The sequence below is a fragment of the Pseudomonas sp. GV105 genome, from assembly GCF_003058185.1.
GTDB classification, from domain to species: domain Bacteria; phylum Pseudomonadota; class Gammaproteobacteria; order Pseudomonadales; family Pseudomonadaceae; genus Aquipseudomonas; species Aquipseudomonas veronii.
Map to the genome: position 1 here is coordinate 84,854 of NZ_QBUF01000011.1, position 18,877 is coordinate 103,730.

Sequence of the window (18,877 nt, forward strand, 5' to 3'; positions counted from 1 at the left end):
TGTAGCGAGGGAGCGTACTCCCGCTGGACTGCGCAGCAGCCCCCTCAATGACACGCGGTCCTTACAACTAGAACGAGGTGGCAGGTTCCAGGCTCGCTTCGCTGCCTGACGTGGGCAAGCGCCCTCGCCACAACGCACCGGCGTCCACAGAAGCGGTGTGCAGCTCGACAAACTCCGCACTCAACTCGATCACCCGGCGGTATTGCAGGTCGACGGTGATCATGTGGTAGCAGTTGTCCAGCAGGATCTTGGTCACCGGCCCGCCGAGGTGACGTTCCACGTAATCGGCGTTCCAGCGGCTGGTGATGTCATCCTCGATCGAATGCAGCACCAGGGCCGGCACCTTGACCTGAGGCATGCGCTTCTTGACCACCGCGTTCATCCGGTGCAACTCGCGCACCGTGATGCCCTCCATGGTCAGCAGGCCAGCCTCGCTGCTCTCCCCTTCCTTCATCTGCCGCTCGACGATCGCCCGTAGGCGTTCGTTCTTGATGCCGTAGGGCGGCTTCTCTTCAAAGCGACAGATATGCACGCCGAACGGAATTTTCATCAGCAACGGCGTAAGGAACGCCAGCTTATTGATGCTCCAGCCGTCGTACTTCAAGGTGGTCGAATACATCAGCAGCCCGGCGACCTGGCCCGGATGCTCCGAGGCCAGGTACATCGACATCACCGCACCCATCGACAGACCGCCGACAAACACCTGTTCATGGCGCTGACGGACCTGGGCGAAGGTTCGGCGCACCCCTTCGTACCAGTCCAGCCAGCCGGTGGCCTGCAGGTCGCTGTTGTCGCCGCAGTGCCCGGCCAGGGTGGGCACGTACACCGTGCAATTACCCACCTTGGCCAGGCCCTTGGCGACCTGGCGCAGTTCCGTCGGCGTGCCTGTCAGGCCGTGGATCAACAGGATGCCGACCGGCCCTTCACCGAGAACGAAGCCGGCATCACCCTCACCGAGGTCGATCCCGACGTTGCTCACCGTTTAGTCGCTCGCACCAGCAGTTGCTCGAGCAGCTTCAGGCCCAGTTCGATTTCCGGGTAGCTGATTTCCAGGGACGGTGCCAGGGTGATCACGTTCTTGTAGTAGCCGCCCACGTCGAGGATCAGGCCGAGTTTGCGTCCGTCCACCACCATGTCGCCTTTCATGCCTTCTTCGACCATGTAGTCCAGGGTCGCCTTGTCCGGCGTGAAACCATCCGGGCCGCAGATTTCGCAGCGCAGGGCCAGGCCCAGGCCGTCGACGTCGCCGATGATCGGGAAGCGTTTCTGCAAGTCCTGCAAGCCTTCCAGGAAGAACTTGCCCTTGGCCATGACCATCGCGCCGTAGTCGACTTCGTTGGTCATCTTGAACATTTCCAGGCCTACCGCCGTGCCCAACGGGTTGGAGGCGAAGGTGGAGTGGGTCGAACCTGGCGGGAAGATCTTCGGGTTGATCAGCTCTTCACGGGCCCAAATGCCGCCCAGCGGGTTGAGGCCGTTGGTCAGCGCCTTGCCGAACACGATCACGTCCGGTTGTACGTCGAAGTGTTCGATCGACCACAACTTGCCGGTGCGGTAGAAGCCCATCTGGATTTCGTCGGACACCATCAGGATGCCGTGCTGGTCCAGCACCTGCTTGAGCTCGCGGTAGAAGTTCATCGGCGGGATCACGTAGCCGCCGGTGCCCTGGATCGGCTCGACGTAGAACGCGGCGTATTCACTCTGGCCGACTTTCGGGTCCCACACGCCGTTGTATTCGGTCTCGAACAGGCGGGCGAATTGCTGCACGCAGTGGCTGCCGTATTCTTCCTTGGTCATGCCTTTAGGGCCGCGGAAGTGGTACGGGAACGGGATGAACTGCGCACGCTCGCCGAAGTGGCCGTAGCGACGACGGTAGCGGTAGCTGGAGGTGATCGACGACGCGCCGAGGGTGCGGCCGTGGTAGCCGCCTTCGAAGGCGAACATCAGGCTCTTGCCGTTGGTAGCGTTACGCACCACTTTCAGGGAGTCTTCGATGGACTGCGAACCGCCGACGTTGAAGTGGACGCGACCGTCGAGGCCGAACTTCTTCTTGGCGTCGACCGCGATCATTTCCGACAGCTCGATCTTGCCTTTGTGCAGGTACTGGCTGGCGATCTGCGGCAGGGTGTCGATCTGCTGTTTCAGCGCATTGTTCAAGCGCGGGTTGGCATAGCCGAAGTTGACCGCCGAGTACCACATTTGCAGGTCGAGGTAGGCCTGATCTTCGGTGTCCCACACGTAGGAGCCTTCGCAACGGCTGAAAATGCGCGGTGGCTCGATGTAGTGAACGGTGTCGCCGTAAGAGCAGTATTTGGCCTCTTTATCCAGAAGAATCTGGTCTTCGGCGCTCGCGATGCGGATATCAGACATGGTGGAAGAGTTCCTGATTTTCAATAGAGAGGTCAGTAGTGGCAAAGGTCGTGGCGTTGGCGGCGATGCCCTGTGGCAGCTTGGCCAGCAATGCGCTCACTTCGGCGAAGGTGTCGAAGCGCGCATGGGGAATGTTGTTGGCCTCGCAGTACCGGGCAAGGCTGCCCTTGGCGAAAACGAAGTCGGCGGTGGAGGCCACGCACATGTCGGACTTGCCGTCACCGATCACCAGCACGCGCTTGTTGCGCGGGGTGGATTTGCACTTGCAGTTGCCGGAAGCGGCGCGGCAGGCATCGCTGGCATACGGGAAGTCGATGCGCCAGCTGTTCTGGTCGACCTGGCGCAGGCGGTTGGCGAGGATCGGCAGCAAGCTCACGTAGTTGCGCGACAGAATCCGCGCGATGCCTTGCTCGATGCCGTCGCTGACCACTTCGATGGAGGCCCCCAGGCCGATGACGTGATCGACGAAATCGGGGAAGTCCGGGTCGATCTCGACGCTGTCGAAATACGCCAGCAGCTCACTTGGGGTGGCCTTGATCAGCGCGAGTTGGCGGCTCAGGCATTCGCGGGAACCGATATGCCCATCCAGCCATTCCTGCTCGATGGTTTCCCACTCGGGGCCGGCGAAGCGTTGGAGGACGTTGTCGATGACATCGGTGGGGGTAATGGTCCCGTCGAAGTCACACACGATATGCCAGTGGATCATCTGCGTTTACCTTGAGGAGGAGCGCGCTCTGTGCGCTTGCAGAAGGTGTAGAGCAGGGACTGTGCCAACTGGCCAGCACCCAATGGCGCTGGGGGTTTGCGCGGATGTCAGACGGTTTTGTGTCGAAGGAGCTACAATTTTTGTAGCTTGCTACAAACAAGATGAGTGCTTGCGCCAAGGCTGCGCTTTGCGCGTTCATGCGCGCATATTCAATCAAGGAACAGTGACCATGTTCAAGATCACCTCCGCTCTATTCGCCGGGTTACTGGGGCTGTGGAGCGTTTCACAAGCCGCGCAGGCCGAAGGCATCACCGGTGAAGCAGGCGCGGGTATCAGCTACCAGCCCAAGGAACCCACCGGCACCCGCTATGAAACCGCGGCCGTTCCATACCTCGACCTGGACTGGGGCGACGTCAGCCTGAGCACCGATGACGGCCTGTCCTGGAGCGCCTTGAAAACCAACGGTTTCAGCGCCGGCCCGTACATCAACTACCTGTCGCGCCGCACGTCCAACGGCGCCTTGTCGGGGTTGCGCGAAGTGTCGAGCATGGCCGAAGTCGGTGGGTTCGTGGAATACGCGCCGGCCGACTTCTGGCGCGTCTACGCCCAACTGGGTCGCGCCGTGGGCGGCGCCCAGGGTCAGGGCGGCGTGCTCGGCAAGGTCGGCGGCGAGCTGGGCTATCCGCTGGTCGGCGGGATCATCGGCAGCAGCGACCTGATGGCGCATTTTGCCGACCGACGCCAGACCAACACGTTTTTCGGCGTGAGCGATAGCGAAGCCGCCGCCTCGGGTTTCCGCCCCTACAACGCCAGCGGCGGCTTCCAGAACGTGACGTTCACCCAGAGCTTCGAGTTTCCCCTGGCGACGAAATGGTCGCTGTTGACCAGTGCCAGCTGGGTCCGCCTGGTGGGTTCGGCGGCGAACAGCAGCATCGTCAAGCAGGCCGGCGAAGTGAACCAGAGCCAGGTGCAGACGGCGATCAGCTACAAGTTCAACTGATGCACATCGATAAAAATGTGGGAGGGGGCTTGCCCCCGATAGCGCAGGGTCAGCCAATACATACGGGACTGATCTACCGCTATCGGGGGCAAGCCCCCTCCCACATGGAGCCAGTATTTCATCGCGATACTTTCAGTTTTCCTCGCCTTCGGCCAACAACCCGATCCCGACGATAATCACCCCAACGCCCACCCAGTGCAGCAGGCTGATATGTTCCCCCAGCCCCAGCCACGAACCGAGCAACACCACCACAAACACCAGCGAACTCAGCGGAAACGCCAGCGACAGGCTGCTGCGCCGCAGGATCAGCATCCACACGAAAAACGCGCCGATGTAACTGGCGATCGCCGCCAGAATCCCCGGGTTGCGCGCCACTTCGGACAACCACTGCCAGTTGAAATCCATCTGCCCCAGTTGGTCCCCGGCGACCTTGGTAAACAGCTGCCCGGCGCTCTCGGTGCAAATCAGCAACGCCCACAGCACCACGGTGCCAAGGCGTTCGTGCAACCAGCCCTGATCGATATTTTGCGTACTCATGCCTGACCCCCTGCAATCGCGACTAACATCACGCCGAAAGTAATCACCAGCGTGCCCATCCAGCGCCGGCGGCTGACGGTTTCCCCCAGCACCAGCTTGCCCGCCAGCACCACCCCGCAATAAGCCAGCGCCGCCGCCGGAAACAACAGGCTCAACGGCGCGCGGGACAAGGCTTCAAGCCAGACGAAAAACTCGATGGCGTAGGCCCCGAGCCCCGCCCACAACAACGGCGCATTGAACACCTGGCCCCAGAACGCGTTCAGGCGAAAGCCGCCCTCCAACTCCGGCAAACGGTCCAGGCCCATCTTGAAAAACAACTGGCCGACCACATCGAGCACGATGGAAAAGGCCACCAGCAACACCACGGTCAAAGTCACGGGAACAGCTCCTCAAACAGGTTGATCAGGGCTTCGTTGGTCGCGGCATTGCGCTGCAGGTCCTCGGCGCTCCAGCGCTCGGCCGGCGGCTGGTCGGACTTGGCCTCCCAACGCTTGAAGGCGTTACTGAACACGGGCTTGGCGAACTCGCCGCACACATCGATGCCGATGATCCGTTTGCGCGCCGCCAGGGCCCGCAGGGCCTGGAGCAGATGGCTCAGGCGCATGCCGCCCTGGTCCCAGTTGGTGGCCGCGTCTTCGCTGGCCAGCACGTCTTTGTCGATGGTGATCCAGATGGCTTCGGTGGGCAGGCTGCTGATCATTTGCTCAAGGAATGCGGCCCAGTCCAGCTCCGCCAGGTTGCGCCAGTACAGGTAGTTTTCCTGCTGCTGGTGGCCGGCGCCATCGCCGACCCGCCCCCAGACTTTCGACGGCGGGTGCTGCCATGGAAACAGCTGCAATTGCCCGCGCGTGAGGGCGCCGAGGTTGCCGCCGCGCAGCTGCGGGTTATGCAGGTCATCGCTGCACGGGCCGAGGGTGACGATGCGCTTGATCGCCGGCATCTTCAGCGCGCGGTTGACCCACGACCCGCAGTGGCGCTTGGGCGCAAAGCGGACCCAGTCAGGGTGGTTGTCGAAGTGGATCAGGCTGATGGGTTCTTTCAGGTCGGCCAGAAATGCCGGCGTCAGGTGGTGATAATCACCGGAGCCGACAAACAGGATTTCCGGCCGCGCGTCCGTGGGCCGGGGCCGTGCCGCCAGGCGTTCGGTGAAGCGCTTCCAGGTTTTTTCGGTGGACCACAGGCGCAGTTTCGGGCCCAGGTCCAGCAAGTCGAGACGGGTGGCATGACCACTGGCCAAACGCCGGGCAATCGGCGCCTGGCCCGTAAGGCTGTGGTCGAGGTCAAGAATATTCAAGGTAATGTTTCACCCCCAATGGCAGCGCCCAACCGGATTGCGGATGGGCTTTAGGGGGTCAATGCAAGGGACGGGCCAGGGACTCTCTTGAGGACAATGAGCCCCTCCCACATGGGACCTGCGTCAGGATCGGGATTCGCGGATGATCTGGCGAATCGCCCCGACAAACGTTTCGACCGACTGGCCACCGCTGACCGCGTACTGCCCGTTGAACACGATGGTCGGCACCGACGTCACGCCACGGGACACCCACAGTTGTTCCTGCTCGCGCACCTCGGCGACGTATTCATCGCTGGCGAGAATCGCCGCGGCGCGTTGCGGGTCCAGGCCGACGCTCTCGGCGATACGCACCAGCGTCGCGTGATCGGACGGGTCCTGGCCATCGCTGAAATAGGCTTTGAACAGCGCTTCCTTGAGGTTGTACTGCAAGCCTTCCAACCCGGCCCAATGCAGCAGGCGATGGGCATCGAAGGTGTTGTAGATGCGGCTCTGGCCGTCGGTGCGGAACGCAAAGCCCAACTCGGCGCCCATGTCGCGGATGCGCGCACGGGTGGCCTGGGACTCTTCGGCGCTGGAGCCGTATTTCTCGGTGATGTGCTCGACGATGTTCTGGCCCTCGGCGGGCATGCCAGGGTTCAGTTCGAACGGCTGGAAGTGGATCTCGGCCTGCACCTCGCTGCCGAGTTGGTCGAGGGCTTCGGTCAGGCCGCGTAGGCCGATGACGCACCAGGGGCAGGACACATCGCTGACGAAATCGATTTTCAGGGCAGTACTCATGGTAGGCAACCTCGCTGGCATTAATGCGCCGCAAAAGCTGCACGATACACCAATGTCACAACACCTTCGCCGAGACCGGCGGCTCGATCTGCGCCCAATGGGTGGCGTCTTCGCGATGGGCTTGCAGGTACGGCAGCACCGCCGCCAGCAACGGCGCCTTGAACGCTTCCTGGAAACGATGGGCCAGGCCCGGGATCAGCTTCAACTGGCTCCCCTGGATATGCGCGGCCAGGTGTACGCCGTGCATCACCGGCAACAACGGGTCGGCGGTGCCATGCACCACCAGGGTCGGCACGCGCAATTGGTTGAGCAACGGCACGCGGCTCGGTTCGGCGAGGATCGCCATGATCTGGCGTTTCACGCCCTCGGGGTTGAACGCACGGTCGTAGGACAGCGCGGCCTGATGCAGCAACACCTGGCGGTCATCCTTGACATACGGGCTGCCCAGCGCGGCCAGCAAATCGGCCTGTTGCTCCAGGGCCACTGCGCGATTGGGTGCGCTGCGCCGCGACAACAATTGCACCAGCGCCGCATTCGGCGCCGGCAGGCCTTCGGCGCCGGAGCTGGTCATGATCAGCGTCAGGCTTTCCACCCGCTGCGGTGCCATCGCGGCCAGGTGCTGGGCAATCATGCCGCCCATGCTCGCCCCGAGGACATGGAATTGCTGGACCTGCAACGCATCCATCAAGCCCAGGGCGTCATCGGCCATGTCGGTCAGCGTGTATGGCGCCGCCACGGGCAGGCCGAGTTTGTAGCGCAACACTTCAAACGTCAGGTTGGCGCTGGCCGGAGCCTGGCGCCAGGTGGACAGGCCGACATCGCGATTGTCGTAGCGGATCACCCGGAAACCTTGCTGGCACAGGGCGACGACAACCTCGTCAGGCCAGTGGATCAGTTGCCCGCCCAGGCCCATCACCAGCAACAAGGCCGGATCGGACGCACGGCCGATGCTCTGGTAGGCGATGCTCACCTGAGCCAGATCGACCGTTTGGGTCGGGACATTGACATCACATCGAGACGCCGCAAAAGACGGCAGGCCGAACAGTAGAGCGGCCAGTAACAGCAACACGCGCATGAAAAACACCGAAACACAGAACCCCAGTAGAGCGCGAGTCTGATGAAGTTTGTTCAAGCGCGCTGCCACAGTTGCGTGACAGTTTAATGAATGTCGCTCAACGGTCGACTCACTAACTATCTATCCCTGCGCGCCTCGTTCTCCACCTTTAAATAGGGCTCCGACCGGTAAAGCACCGTTCTGCCCCTATTTTTCGAGTGCCGTCACATGACCGATACATCCAACCCGCTCTCCCCCCTTGCCGTGCGCGATTTTCCGCCGTTTTCCCACGCGCAGGTTCGCCCCGTGAACGAAAGCCTGCTGCTGGAAGCCACGGCCCGCTGGCACGCCAGCCGCGAACAGATGCTCCGGCTCAGCACCGATGCGCCCAGTGTCCACGCCTCGCTCAACGCGTTCATCAACGAGCAACTGGACCTGGACGGCGACAGCGTGCAGTTGCACTTTGCCGCCTCCGATGAAAGACCGGCGCGCTCCATCACACTGACCCAGGCCAGTGCCTTCGTTCATCAATTTCCCGCCTACGCCGCGCTTTACCAACATTGCCGGGTGATCGGCCTGCCGGAAGGCAAAACCCAGTACGCAGCGCAGCCGTTCGAGCTGGTTAAACCCTTTACCCAGCTCAACGTGGAACAGGCCCTGCGAACCGCGTGGGTCCGCTACTGGTGGTTCACGCGCGCGCCTGGCACTGCGGTCTCGCGTCGCGATCACGCGGTTGCGCAGTACAGCAGCCATCTCCAAGCCGCCGCGCAGTTGGCCTGCGCCTCGGGGGCGATCACGGCCGATCAATTGAAACCGTTGCTCACCGTCCTCGACCCGCCAAGCGGCGCGTTGCAGCTCGACGGTCAGAAGATCTACGCCGAGCAACTGCTGCTCAAACGCACCGGGTTGGCCGATGCCGAGATACCCGGTGCGCTGGTCATTACCCTGGATGCCGAGGTCGTCCTCCAGCTGTTGTACCTGCCCTCTGAAGAACCGGCGCTGAACCTGTTCAACAGCCGCGTCGGCATGGAGCAGTGGTTGCTCGATCACCCCACGCTGTTCCCTGGCGTGACGGCCATCACGCGAGACAACCTGATCGACTACCGCGAGGTCGACGAGCCCTTGCAAGCCGGCGTGACGCACCTGTTGGAACATCGCCTCAAAGAAAAGCAGGCCAGCTTGAAATACCCCCACGGCCGCGACCTCGCCGAACATGGACACAGAGCGCTGGAAGCAGCCGATCAGGTTGACCGGCAACAGCGCACCCAGGGGGTTTTCGCCTTGCCGCCGGCATCCGCGCTCGCTCCCGCCGAGAACGACGCGCCCGTCGACAGCGCGCCCATAGTCTTCGCCGGACTGACCGCCGACCTGCCCCTGACCCAGCGCCGCCACGCGCTGTCGCGGCAACAACAGCCGCTCTTCGATACGGTGCAAGCGCCTGCCATATTGCCGCCGCCGAGCGATGAGCAACAGGCCACGTTGCGCAGCCAACTCAACCGCTTGCACGAGGCGCAACAGCAAGCCCACGAAGCGGCCAGCGCGCTGTGGAATCAACCCCAGAACCAGCTATTGGAGCTGTCCCAACAGGCCAACCCCGACTATCACCGCTTGCTCCAGGCACGGCTGAACGGGCTGCTTGCCGAAGCCAGCCTGCAGCGCCAACTCAACCAGATCAGCCAGGCCGGGTACGCCATGCTCCTGGCCGCGCTTGACCCGCTCAACGCGCCAGACCCCGAACTCAAAGTGTCGGTGGCGACCTTGACGCTGTCGATCCGCGAGCGCAGCAACGACGCAATCAACACCCAGCGCAAAGAACTGGACGGCGTGCTGCTGATCACCCTGGAAGCGGCGCTGCTCGATGCGTCAACGCCTCAGGACCTGTTGTTGTACTGGCCGGGCAGCCAGGGCGGGCTGCAGCACTTCGCTTCGCGCCAGGCGCTTGAACAGTGGCTCGGCGTAACGCCCTCGGACGCGTCGTCGCTGGAACTGGCCCTGCTCAATCAGACCCCGTTCGAGTACAGCCTCACCGTGCAACTCGACGACTGGGTCGCCCAGATCGAAGCGATGCTTCGCCGCGCCCCGGACGACACCGAGCGCCAAGCCCGGGAGCTGCAACCCATGCGCGTGCAAGCGATCCAGGAACTGGGCGTATCGACCAACACCGCGCGCGAACTGGCCTATGCGCAGCTTCTGGAGCAGCAGCAGAGCGGCGCACTGGCGGCGCAACTGCCGGTCTGGCTCGGCCAGGTTTCAGCGGCCGACAGGGCCGAACTCAAGGCCCTGCTGGAGCGCTACATCGTGGCGTTGCAACGCGCCGATGAAGTATTGAACCTGAAGCTGCCGCTGATCAGCAGTTTTTGCACAAAACGCCTGCACGCAAGGCTGTCCCGGGACTTCTCGCTCAAACAACCGTTCAGCGTTCAGCTCGACGTTCCCGAATCGGTCACGCATCAACAGCATTTCGTCGGAGCCCCTGGCGCGCCGGGCACTCCGACCAAGACGGTGCAGGTCCCCAGCGCCACCCGGGTCAAAATGAGCCTGGATGAGCTGGCGCTGAGCAACATCGATACGCCGATCGCCGAGCGCTTGACGTTCATGAAGGTCGAGGTCAGCAGCCAGGACGCCACGGAAGGCCAGGCACTCACCGCCGGGCTCAGCGCCAACTACCTGCGCAAGCTGGTGCCGGAACTGGACCTGGCCCAAGCGTATGAAGACCTGATCGTCGAGGCTTACCAAGGCTCGGATCGCGAAACGGACTTCAGCCGTGACTATCGCCTCGAATGCCTGCTCGAACCTCAGCGCTTGATGCTTACGCTCCAGGGGCGCCTGGCGTTCCTGCAAAAGCACATCACGGCCACCGAACTGAACACCTTCAACATCGCCGTGAATGCCAGCACAGCCGAAGCCTGGCGCGCCGATGGCAATGACATTGAGTTGCTCCCCGCCCACCTCAGTGTCGGCGGGCCAGACACCCAGGACGGTTCAAGCACGTTGTCCGGCGTCACCTTCATCCGTCAGAAAAACTCCGGGCTCACCCTGCTCTATCTGCCCGAGAGCCCGGACGGCCACTACCTGCGCAGCTACGCCAACCTTGAAGCCGCGCGGCTGGCGCTGTACCGCCTGTGCCTGAGCAGCACGATGGTCAATTACCTGGCCGGCCGCGCCTTGCTGGGCAACGTGGCCAACCACGTCAGCCGGATCAATCAAGCGGTGCTCCGGCATTTCGACGCGCTGATCGGCGTCGGCCGCCCCTGGCCCGTCACCACGTCGCTGGCCGGCCATTTGCTCAACGCGCAAATGGGCCGCGTCAAGGAGGCCCACCGCGCCAGTTCCCGTTCCAACAGCGACCTGTACCTGGAACGCTATGCCATCAAAGGCGTGCAGGCCTTCAGCTATATCAAGATGGCGCTCGGCGTGGTCCCCGTGGTGGGTACGGTGATCGGCCTTTACGACGGCTGGGTCAGCGCCAATGACGCGGTAGATGCATTTCGACGCGGCGATCATGCCCAAGGCATGCACGACATCACCCAGGTCCTGCAATCAATGATCGACGCCGGCGTGGATGTGGCCGGCGGGGTGCTGATCACGCCCAATGCAGCGCGCACGCGCACGCTTGGGCGCCAGTTGCGCAATGCCTTCAAGGGCGGCCGCTACCTGCAACCGCCCATGAGCCGCAAGGCGCGCCGCATCGCCGAGCGCTTCAGCGGGTATGAGTACGACAAGGAGATCGCCCTGGCCCATCTGACCCCGGCGAGCCACGGTATTTATCGCAACATCTACCGCCATGCCGACGGCCACTTCATCGTGCGGCAGGGCAACGTCTATCAGGTCGAACTGCAGAACGGCCATTGGCGCTTGAGCGGCAACGCGCTGAAAACCTACAAACAACCGATTGCCCTGGATGACGCCGGCCAATGGGACACCCACTTCGGCGTCTACGGCACCGCGCAACCGGCGGGCCTGGCGGGCGGCGGCGGTGTGCTCGGGCACCTGGCCGACACCCTCGAGCCGCTCTGGCCGATGGCGATTCGACAACGGCTGCCGATCTGGTGGACCGATCATGTCCTGCGCCGCCAACTGGCGCTCAGCAATGCGCTCAATACGCTGAGCAGTCGGCTCGACGCTCAACTGGCCGCGACCAGCAACCTGCAACACCTGTCCAACCAAAGCGACTTCGCCACCCGCAAGACATTGCAGCCAACCCTTGATCAGGCCTACACCCAGGACATCGAGCTGGCGATTCAGCAGGCCAACGCCATTCAGGACGTGATCGCCTTCACCCCCAACAGAGAGCACCTGGCCCTCCAAGGCTTGCAAAGCCGCGCTGCCTTGATTGTCACCAGCAGAGCCGTAGAGCGCCTGAAAGTCGCCGCGGCCGCGCTGCAGGAATTGACCGGGCAATTCGCTGATATCCAAGTGCCGCCAGCACGCCCCGCCGCCATTCTGCAGTTTCTGCAAACCCGCAAAGGTCTCAGCCAGAAAATCGTGCAGGAACTCGACCGGATCGACCGCGTCTTCCTGGTCATGAACGAATGGAGCAGCCAGATCAACCTGGCAGCGCTGGAGGCCGATCTGCGCCTCCAAGGCAGAAGCACGCGCAGGACCGCGCAACAGATCGACGCGGACCTGCAAAATACGCGCACGCTGGTGGGCGAGGCTCGCGATGACGCGGCGCGCTGGAACGAGCTCTACGATGAAGGGTTTCGCACGCACCTGCGCACCGTCCACAGCATCGATACGTTCAACCGCTACGATCACGTCAGCGATCCTTCCTGGTTGTATTTGCAAAGTGAGGTCAATCGCGTCTATCTCGACGCTCACCTGGCCCTGAACACGCATTTCGCACTGACAAAAACGCCCACCACCGTCAGCCAGCGCACGCGGATCCTCAACGAATGTATCGATGCCTACGCGCGGTTCAGCCTCAGCGTTAAAACCTTGAGCGCAGGCTACCCGCAACATTTTGACCTGGATAACCTGGACGCCTTGCTGAACAACCTCGAGCGCATGATTCAACTGGCCCGCCACCGTATCGGCACAACACCTCGCCTGCGGCGCCCGCAGCCCGATGCCCCCCAAGGGACGGTGTTTGAAAGCGAAGACAACCGGCTGCTGATCGGCATAAAAAGCACCGACCCTCGCACCAACACCACGCGCTACACCATCGACAACCTCAGCGGCCACACCGAGACCTGGGAGCAACGCCCGGACGGTCGGGCCCAGCGCCAACCGGCGCCGCCCGTGGAGTTCCCGGCGGAGGCGAACGTGAAGTCGGTGATGGTGAGCGAAGCCCAGAACCGCCTGCGCGCCGTACCGGCGTACCAGGCCAAAGTCGAGGCCTATGCCCGCCAGGGCATGTTGCCGGTGGACCTTGAACACATGCTGGTCAGCGAAGCCGCCGAACTCACCTTGCGCGCAAACCGCATCGCGCGCCTTGACCCCGAGGAGCCGAGCCTCCAGCCATTGCGCACGACCGCCAGCGAACTGACCGCCGCCGGCCGCGCCTTGCGCACCCGACAATCGTTGGCCAGCCGCAAACCCACCGACGGCATGCTCGATGACCTGGTCAGGCATCACGTGGTCGAGGTGCGTCGAACCGCGTCGATGAGCGAACTGGCGAGGCGTGCCAACGGGCATCGCGACTTCATGCAGGAATATGAAGTCTGGGACCTGACCGCCACCCCGCCGCGCCCGTTGTGGTACGCGCACTTTCATTACAACCGCCGCACGGCGATCTTCGACGAGTTCGAAAAGGCCCACCTGAAACTGCCGGAGCATCGTTACTTGACCCATGCCGACGACCCGTCGCTGCCGTTCTCGGACATCGGCAGGCAGTCCGCTGCATTGCCGCATATCCGGCCGCTATGGGTTGCCCAATAACCGCGCCGGCCTGCGGCTGTCAGCGGAGCGCTTCGGTCACAGCGTCAGAAACAGTTTTTCATCCAGCGGCGGGCCGATCCGCGCCCTGACGATCTGTTCCACCACGCGGTTATTGCCCGCCTCGGCCACCAGGTCTTTCTGGGTCTTGGTGCGCTGCGACGGGATCTTCAGGTGCGCCGCCGTGTAGAGATTGCGCGGCGAACCTTTGGCCGGGTAGTGGAAATGGGCATACCACAAGACGTCGACCTTGCCTTTTTCACGCACGGCGTACTCGGTGAAGACATCGCCGCTTTTGGTCGCGATGTCTCGCTGGACCAGGTTGATGTCGACGAACCCGTGCTTCCACAGGTAGTCGATGTTTTCCGGTTTGGGGGGTAGGAGCTTGTAGCCATCGGCGCAATGTTGGCGGGCCTTGGCAAGCAGTTCGTCCGCCGCCGTGCGCCACTGTTTGACCCATTGTTCGGTTTCGGGATTGCTGCCGTGACGGGTTTCGGCCAGCAAGGCGGTCGCCTGAAGCCGCTCGGCCTGGGCTTGCAGCATGTCGTTCCAGTCCAGCGGGTTGATGCCCTCCCGGCGTTGCGGGTCGTTGAGTTTGCGTTTCTGGAACGCGATCGTGCGTTCAATGCCGGCGCTTTCTTCGAGCAGTTTCCTGGCGTCGGACTTGAGCGTTGACAGCGACTTTGGCGATGACGCGGGCCGTGCGGGTTGCGCGGGAACGATCTTCACCCACTCGCCCTCGCTCGCGTGTTCGCTGTAACTGGCGACCGACCGGCCGGATTGCGGGTCCAGCACATCGATGATCACGCCGGAGCCTGCCGCCTGGGGGCGCGCGGTGCCGATCAGGGTTTCCTTGTCGCGGGTCTTGAACGTGCGCTGGCCCGCCGGTTTTTGCCGTTGATCGATACGCACGACAGCGGCAGGCACCAGCGCTTGTTCCTCGCGCATCACTTCGGCCAGGTCGGTTTGGGCATCGTTGATCACATCGCGCAGGCGTTCGGCAAACAGCTGCTGATACTCGGCTCGCTGAAGGCCGGGATTCGTGTCCTGTATCGCCAGGCTGTCGCTGAGCACGCGCTGGTAGGTGCCGATGACGGTTTCCAGCGTCGCCTTGCGTTCGCTCAAGCTGTAACCGGTGTACTGCCGCAGGTCCAGGTGAGCGTTGTAGACGGGGATCAGGTTGGTTGAACTCAAGCGCTGCAGGTAAAACGACTCCACTGGGTCGCTCGTTCGCGCATAGCGATCGAGGCTCAGTTCTTTGAGGTTGGTCAGGCTGGTCAGCTTCATGCGCAGGGCCGTAATCGCAGGTGGCTGTCGCTCTTGCTGCTTGAGGAAGTGCGCGGCCTTGGTTTTGCCGAACGACGAATCGTCCGTCCATTTCTCCAGCTCGGCGGCGGAGGCCAGGGCGGCTTCCCGCACGCTTTCCAAGTCGCGGTAAACCCTGGCGAAGTTGTCCATCAGCTCGATATACGTGCTTTTGGAGCCGGTCCTTGCCTCGCTCACCACCTCCGCCATCGAGCGTCCGCTGGGGACGTGTTGATTGCTGTCTTCGGCCAGCGTGGTGTAGAACTGTTCGATTTCACGGTAGTTGTCGAGCACCGTCTCATAGAGATTGGAGCGCGCCTGTTTTTCTTCGGAAAGATCATCCACTGCGCCGAGTTTTTTCGGCACCAGATGGTCAATGGCGGTCTGAGCCGCCGCACTGTGTACCTCAGTGCGTTGCTTGAGTTGCACGAGTTGCTGGTCGATGGTCTGCCTGAGGTGCTTCGTGAGTTCCAACTGCGCCAGGTAAGGCGCGATAAAGCGCTGTTGATGCTCCCCGGTGGTGGACAGCCCCCACAGTGTGCGCAGTTTTTTACGGCCGTTGTAGTAGTCGGTAATGCTCGCAATCACTTGATTACGCGAGTCTGCCCTCGGTCCATCCAATACAAGTGCGGCCTCGACGGCCTGACTGAACGCTTCCCCTCGCGCCTGTTGTGCCTGCCTGTTTTGTTTGACCCGCTCGGCGACGCCGCTCTTGCGCGGCATGCCACCGCGCAACCGGGGGCGACTGTCGAAACTCCAGCGCCCCTGTGCGTCACGCCTGATCGGCGGGCCGGTACGCGCGCGGTTGTTCGCGTCGATGATGAACACCCCGTCGAGGTCGTTGGCCACCCGGAACCACTGCTTGTCGATGTTGGCGTACAGCCCGCCCTGGCTCAGGTACAAGCCCTGTTTTGGCCCCTCGGCAATCGCCGCACCGACATCGACCGGCGCGGCTACCCGGAATGACTCGATCTGCGCGAGCTGGCCGGGGCTCAGGCGGCGCGGGCTGGAGAACGCAAAATCTAGCATGCTCGCATGACCGCCGATGGCGCTGGCAGAAGGCTCCACACCGCCTTGGCGGATGCTCGCGCGATGGGCGCCCGGCGTCTGGCCCGGGGCGCGGCGCAGCGGGCCATCGTTTGGCGCGATGGCTTTGAGAGCGTCGAGTGTCAGCGGCGGCTGCGCGGCGTCGGCGGGCGCGGAATGGGTCAAGACCATGCCCATATTGAGCAACAGGTCCACCACGCTGGCCGTGCTGTCGCCCTGGGCGGCGGGGTTGGACAGTGTGCGGATATCGTCCTCGCTGCCGGCCAACTGCAACAACCACCCCGCCATCGCCCCAGGCCCACGCAACACGGGTAACAGGGTGTTGAACAACAACCCGCCCAGTTCCTTGAAGGAAGCCCAGCGGCTCTGCGCGTCCGATACCGATTGCCCCTGGGCCAGGTTCACCAGGCTGTGAGTATTGCTCTGGTACAGGTGCTGCATCAGGCGCCCTTGCTCCAGGTCCTGGCGTAATGTGCTGGCGGCGTCATAGCCGTCCACGGCGAGTGTCGTCGGTGCCGGTTGGGCGGGCGCGTCGAACTCGTTGAAGACGCTGTAGCGGGCAATGTTGGGAATCTTGAAGCCGCCGTTGCCGTACACCGCGCGCGTCCTGTCGTCAGGCAACCAGGCCAGCACGCTTTGCTGCAAGGGGCCGGGCTGTTGCACCGCCTCCAGCAGCGCTTGGCGCGTGGCAAATTCCTGCAATACCGGGGACAACATCGGCCGGTAGAGAAGGTGCGGGCCGACAGCCGCATTCGCTGGCTCGATGACGAACATGTTCTGGACTACATCGGGTGTCGCGCCGGACTTGCGGATAAACGCCAGGGGCCGCATGACGATGTCTTGCCCGTCGACCTGTTTCGCTCCAGCGCCGGGCGTCAGCAGCGCCTCCACATACCGGTAACCGTGCGCGGTGATGCCCGCTTCGCCCTTGAGCTTGAGTTCCAGCGCCTGCATCGCCAGTTGGCGCGGGACTTGTTGGGCGAACAAGGCGCTGCGCCGACGTGACTCATCGCTGTCACCCAGCAGGTGGGTTTGCAGCAACGCAGGATAGTGTTTGCCGATGTCCACCTGGCTGACGATGTCTTTCAAGCGCTGCGGCATTGCCGGGTCGCTGATCGGTTGACCGAAGTGGCGCACTTCGATTTCGCCCTTGGGCAGCCCGGCCAGATTGCGCAAGGCCATGTCGGTCAGGCTCATCGTGACGCGCTCGATGTAGCCGCTGCCCAACGTGCCGACCGGTACTTTGAAGGTGACGTCGAGGTGGTCCGCGAGCAGCCCGGTGTTCTGCAACTGCGCTTGCAGCTGTTGCTGGGTATAGGTGCGAATATCGGGGATGTCCGAAAAAAAGTTACGCCCCTGGTTGCGTTGGACATCGCTGGCCAGTTCGAGGGCGTGGCGATGGTAGGCAAGGCGATCGGCCAGGTCGGCGTTGCGCATCCACTGCGGCAGTTTTTCCTGCAGCCGTGCCAGCTCCGTGGAATCTGCGGCATAGGCGCCGACAAACCACGGGCTCGGATCACTGAGCACGCTGAAGCGCTGCTCCAGAACCTGGAGGCTGCCGGCTGGCGGGAGTTCGATGCTGTCTATCGCCTGCAACTGGTTGTTCAGAATGATGCCCGCTTGCGCATCGAAGATATTCGCGTCCGGCTCCTGGCGTTTCCAGGTCAAGTGGTCGAAGACGAAGTCGTTTTCCAGCGTCTCGCCCCAGGCCTTGCCGAAGGCTTCCAGCGAGTCGTAAGGGGTAATCTGGCCGTTGGCCGCGGCATGCAGAACCTGGGTGCTGGCGCCGATCTGACGGGTGATCAAAAGATCCGGGCTGAGCTGGGTGGAGGCACCGCCACCGTAGCGGACGCTGGTGTCGAGCACGAAGACCCGCGCCGCGTCGTCGCCGTTGGCACTCACGCGTTGCGCACGCTCGGGCCAGGTGACCACCTGGTCAAGGGTGGCGCGTTGCGCATCGGTAAGGCCGGGCTGTTTCAGCGCCGCACTGCGCAGGTTGTCGCTGAGCATGCCGCTGAGCCACAACCAGCGGTTGTCCGCCCCGACAGCATTTTGTCCCCAGTAACGGGTCAAGGCTCGCGCAAACGCGTCTTTGAGGCTGGGCCGAAGGCTGCGGATCGCCAGTTCGATGGCCGACATGTCGATGTCTTCGCGCCGGTTGCCTGAAGCCTCGGGGACTCTGAGGGTGGTGCCGGTTCCCTGTTTGACCAGTTTCTGCGGCCATGAATACTTGTCGGTGAAATCGATATCGGCCCCGCTGGCCAGGTGGTTGAGCGCGACATCCAGCAGCGGGGTCAAGCGGTATTGAACCGGGTTTTCCGCGATCGGTTCTGCCACCGAGGTCCGCGCCACGTCGAATTCCAGCGTGGGATACAGGCTGTTGATCGCCTCGCCGAGCATGTCCCTGACAACCGAGCGCACGTCGGGCCGCGTCGCGAACTGGCTGCTGACGGCGTGGGCGGCGAGGTGGCTGACGCGGGGCCGGGGTTGCACCTCGGCGATGGCGCCGGCACGGCTCAGGGAGGTGGGCGCGGGTGCAGGGGGCGAAGGGGTTGGATTGGCCGGTGGTACAGCGGGGTACAGACGAGGGATGAAGGGCATTGCAGCGGCGCTAGCGGTCATGGGGCACATCCTTGGCGGGGCAATACGGTGTCGTCCCAACGACGCATGGAGCGCTCTTCGGGACGAATGTCGCGGCAAAAATACCCACTCATCCCTACGGTGAAACAAGAAATGCGTAATTGACTATGTCCACACACGCGGGGCCCGCCGGGGCTCCGGGCCAGCGCCGTTTCGCAATGTATGGCGGGATATGAACCTCGTGCGCCGGCCGGCAGGTCGACAGCCCGCGCAACATGAGACAAACTCACCCTATTCGAATTGCTCATCAATATTGCTCATGGAGGCCAC

The 18,877-nt window shown here is 63.0% G+C and carries 11 protein-coding genes; 2 read left to right on the top strand and 9 right to left on the bottom strand.

Translation table 11 applies throughout. From position 1 onward, the window contains the following. Positions 1–67: 67 nt before the first annotated feature. The 3 genes from C8K66_RS21425 to C8K66_RS21435 are packed head-to-tail and all read right to left on the bottom strand — an operon-like array spanning position 68 to position 3,076. Positions 68–979 carry a carboxylesterase gene (locus C8K66_RS21425; RefSeq protein WP_057004341.1) on the bottom strand — a complete coding sequence of 304 codons (912 nt, stop codon included), beginning with the start codon at positions 977–979 and terminating at the stop codon, positions 68–70. Then, positions 976–2,370, bottom strand: coding sequence for an aspartate aminotransferase family protein (locus tag C8K66_RS21430; RefSeq protein WP_017844600.1), 1,395 nt, complete (start codon positions 2,368–2,370; stop codon positions 976–978). Before C8K66_RS21430 ends, C8K66_RS21425 begins: the two co-directional genes overlap by 4 nt. Next, a complete protein-coding gene (locus tag C8K66_RS21435) occupies positions 2,363–3,076 on the bottom strand; it encodes an MtnX-like HAD-IB family phosphatase (RefSeq protein ID WP_057004340.1) in 714 nt (237 codons plus the stop codon). The genes C8K66_RS21430 and C8K66_RS21435 overlap by 8 nt, the downstream gene beginning before the upstream one ends. Before the next feature lie 229 nt (positions 3,077–3,305). Here C8K66_RS21435 and C8K66_RS21440 point away from each other — a divergent pair, with 229 nt between their 5' ends. Continuing rightward, positions 3,306–4,076 carry a MipA/OmpV family protein gene (locus tag C8K66_RS21440; protein ID WP_108525872.1) on the top strand — a complete coding sequence of 257 codons (771 nt, stop codon included), beginning with the start codon at positions 3,306–3,308 and terminating at the stop codon, positions 4,074–4,076. A gap of 132 nt (positions 4,077–4,208) precedes the next feature. Here the strand turns inward: C8K66_RS21440 and C8K66_RS21445 are convergent, their stop codons facing one another. The 5 genes from C8K66_RS21445 to C8K66_RS21465 all read right to left on the bottom strand — a co-directional run bounded on the left by C8K66_RS21445 (position 4,209) and on the right by C8K66_RS21465 (position 7,759). Beyond that, a complete protein-coding gene (locus C8K66_RS21445; RefSeq protein ID WP_017844597.1) occupies positions 4,209–4,613 on the bottom strand; it encodes an EamA family transporter in 405 nt (134 codons plus the stop codon). Further along, a complete protein-coding gene (locus C8K66_RS21450) occupies positions 4,610–4,990 on the bottom strand; it encodes a transporter (RefSeq protein WP_017844596.1) in 381 nt (126 codons plus the stop codon). The genes C8K66_RS21445 and C8K66_RS21450 overlap by 4 nt, the downstream gene beginning before the upstream one ends. Next, positions 4,987–5,907, bottom strand: coding sequence for an arginase (locus tag C8K66_RS21455; RefSeq protein ID WP_017844595.1), 921 nt, complete (start codon positions 5,905–5,907; stop codon positions 4,987–4,989). The genes C8K66_RS21450 and C8K66_RS21455 overlap by 4 nt, the downstream gene beginning before the upstream one ends. A 123-nt stretch (positions 5,908–6,030) precedes the next feature. Then, positions 6,031–6,684, bottom strand: coding sequence for a DsbA family oxidoreductase (locus C8K66_RS21460; protein WP_057004339.1), 654 nt, complete (start codon positions 6,682–6,684; stop codon positions 6,031–6,033). 55 nt (positions 6,685–6,739) lie between these two features. Beyond that, positions 6,740–7,759: an alpha/beta fold hydrolase gene (locus C8K66_RS21465; protein WP_057004338.1), complete on the bottom strand. Its 1,020-nt coding sequence runs from the start codon at positions 7,757–7,759 to the stop codon at positions 6,740–6,742. A gap of 207 nt (positions 7,760–7,966) precedes the next feature. Between C8K66_RS21465 and C8K66_RS21470 the strand changes: the two genes are divergently transcribed. After that, positions 7,967–13,618 carry a dermonecrotic toxin domain-containing protein gene (locus C8K66_RS21470; protein ID WP_108525874.1) on the top strand — a complete coding sequence of 1,884 codons (5,652 nt, stop codon included), beginning with the start codon at positions 7,967–7,969 and terminating at the stop codon, positions 13,616–13,618. 36 nt (positions 13,619–13,654) lie between these two features. Here C8K66_RS21470 and C8K66_RS21475 read toward each other — a convergent pair whose 3' ends face one another. After that, positions 13,655–18,589: a dermonecrotic toxin domain-containing protein gene (locus C8K66_RS21475; protein WP_256591018.1), complete on the bottom strand. Its 4,935-nt coding sequence runs from the start codon at positions 18,587–18,589 to the stop codon at positions 13,655–13,657. Positions 18,590–18,877: the final 288 nt, after the last annotated feature.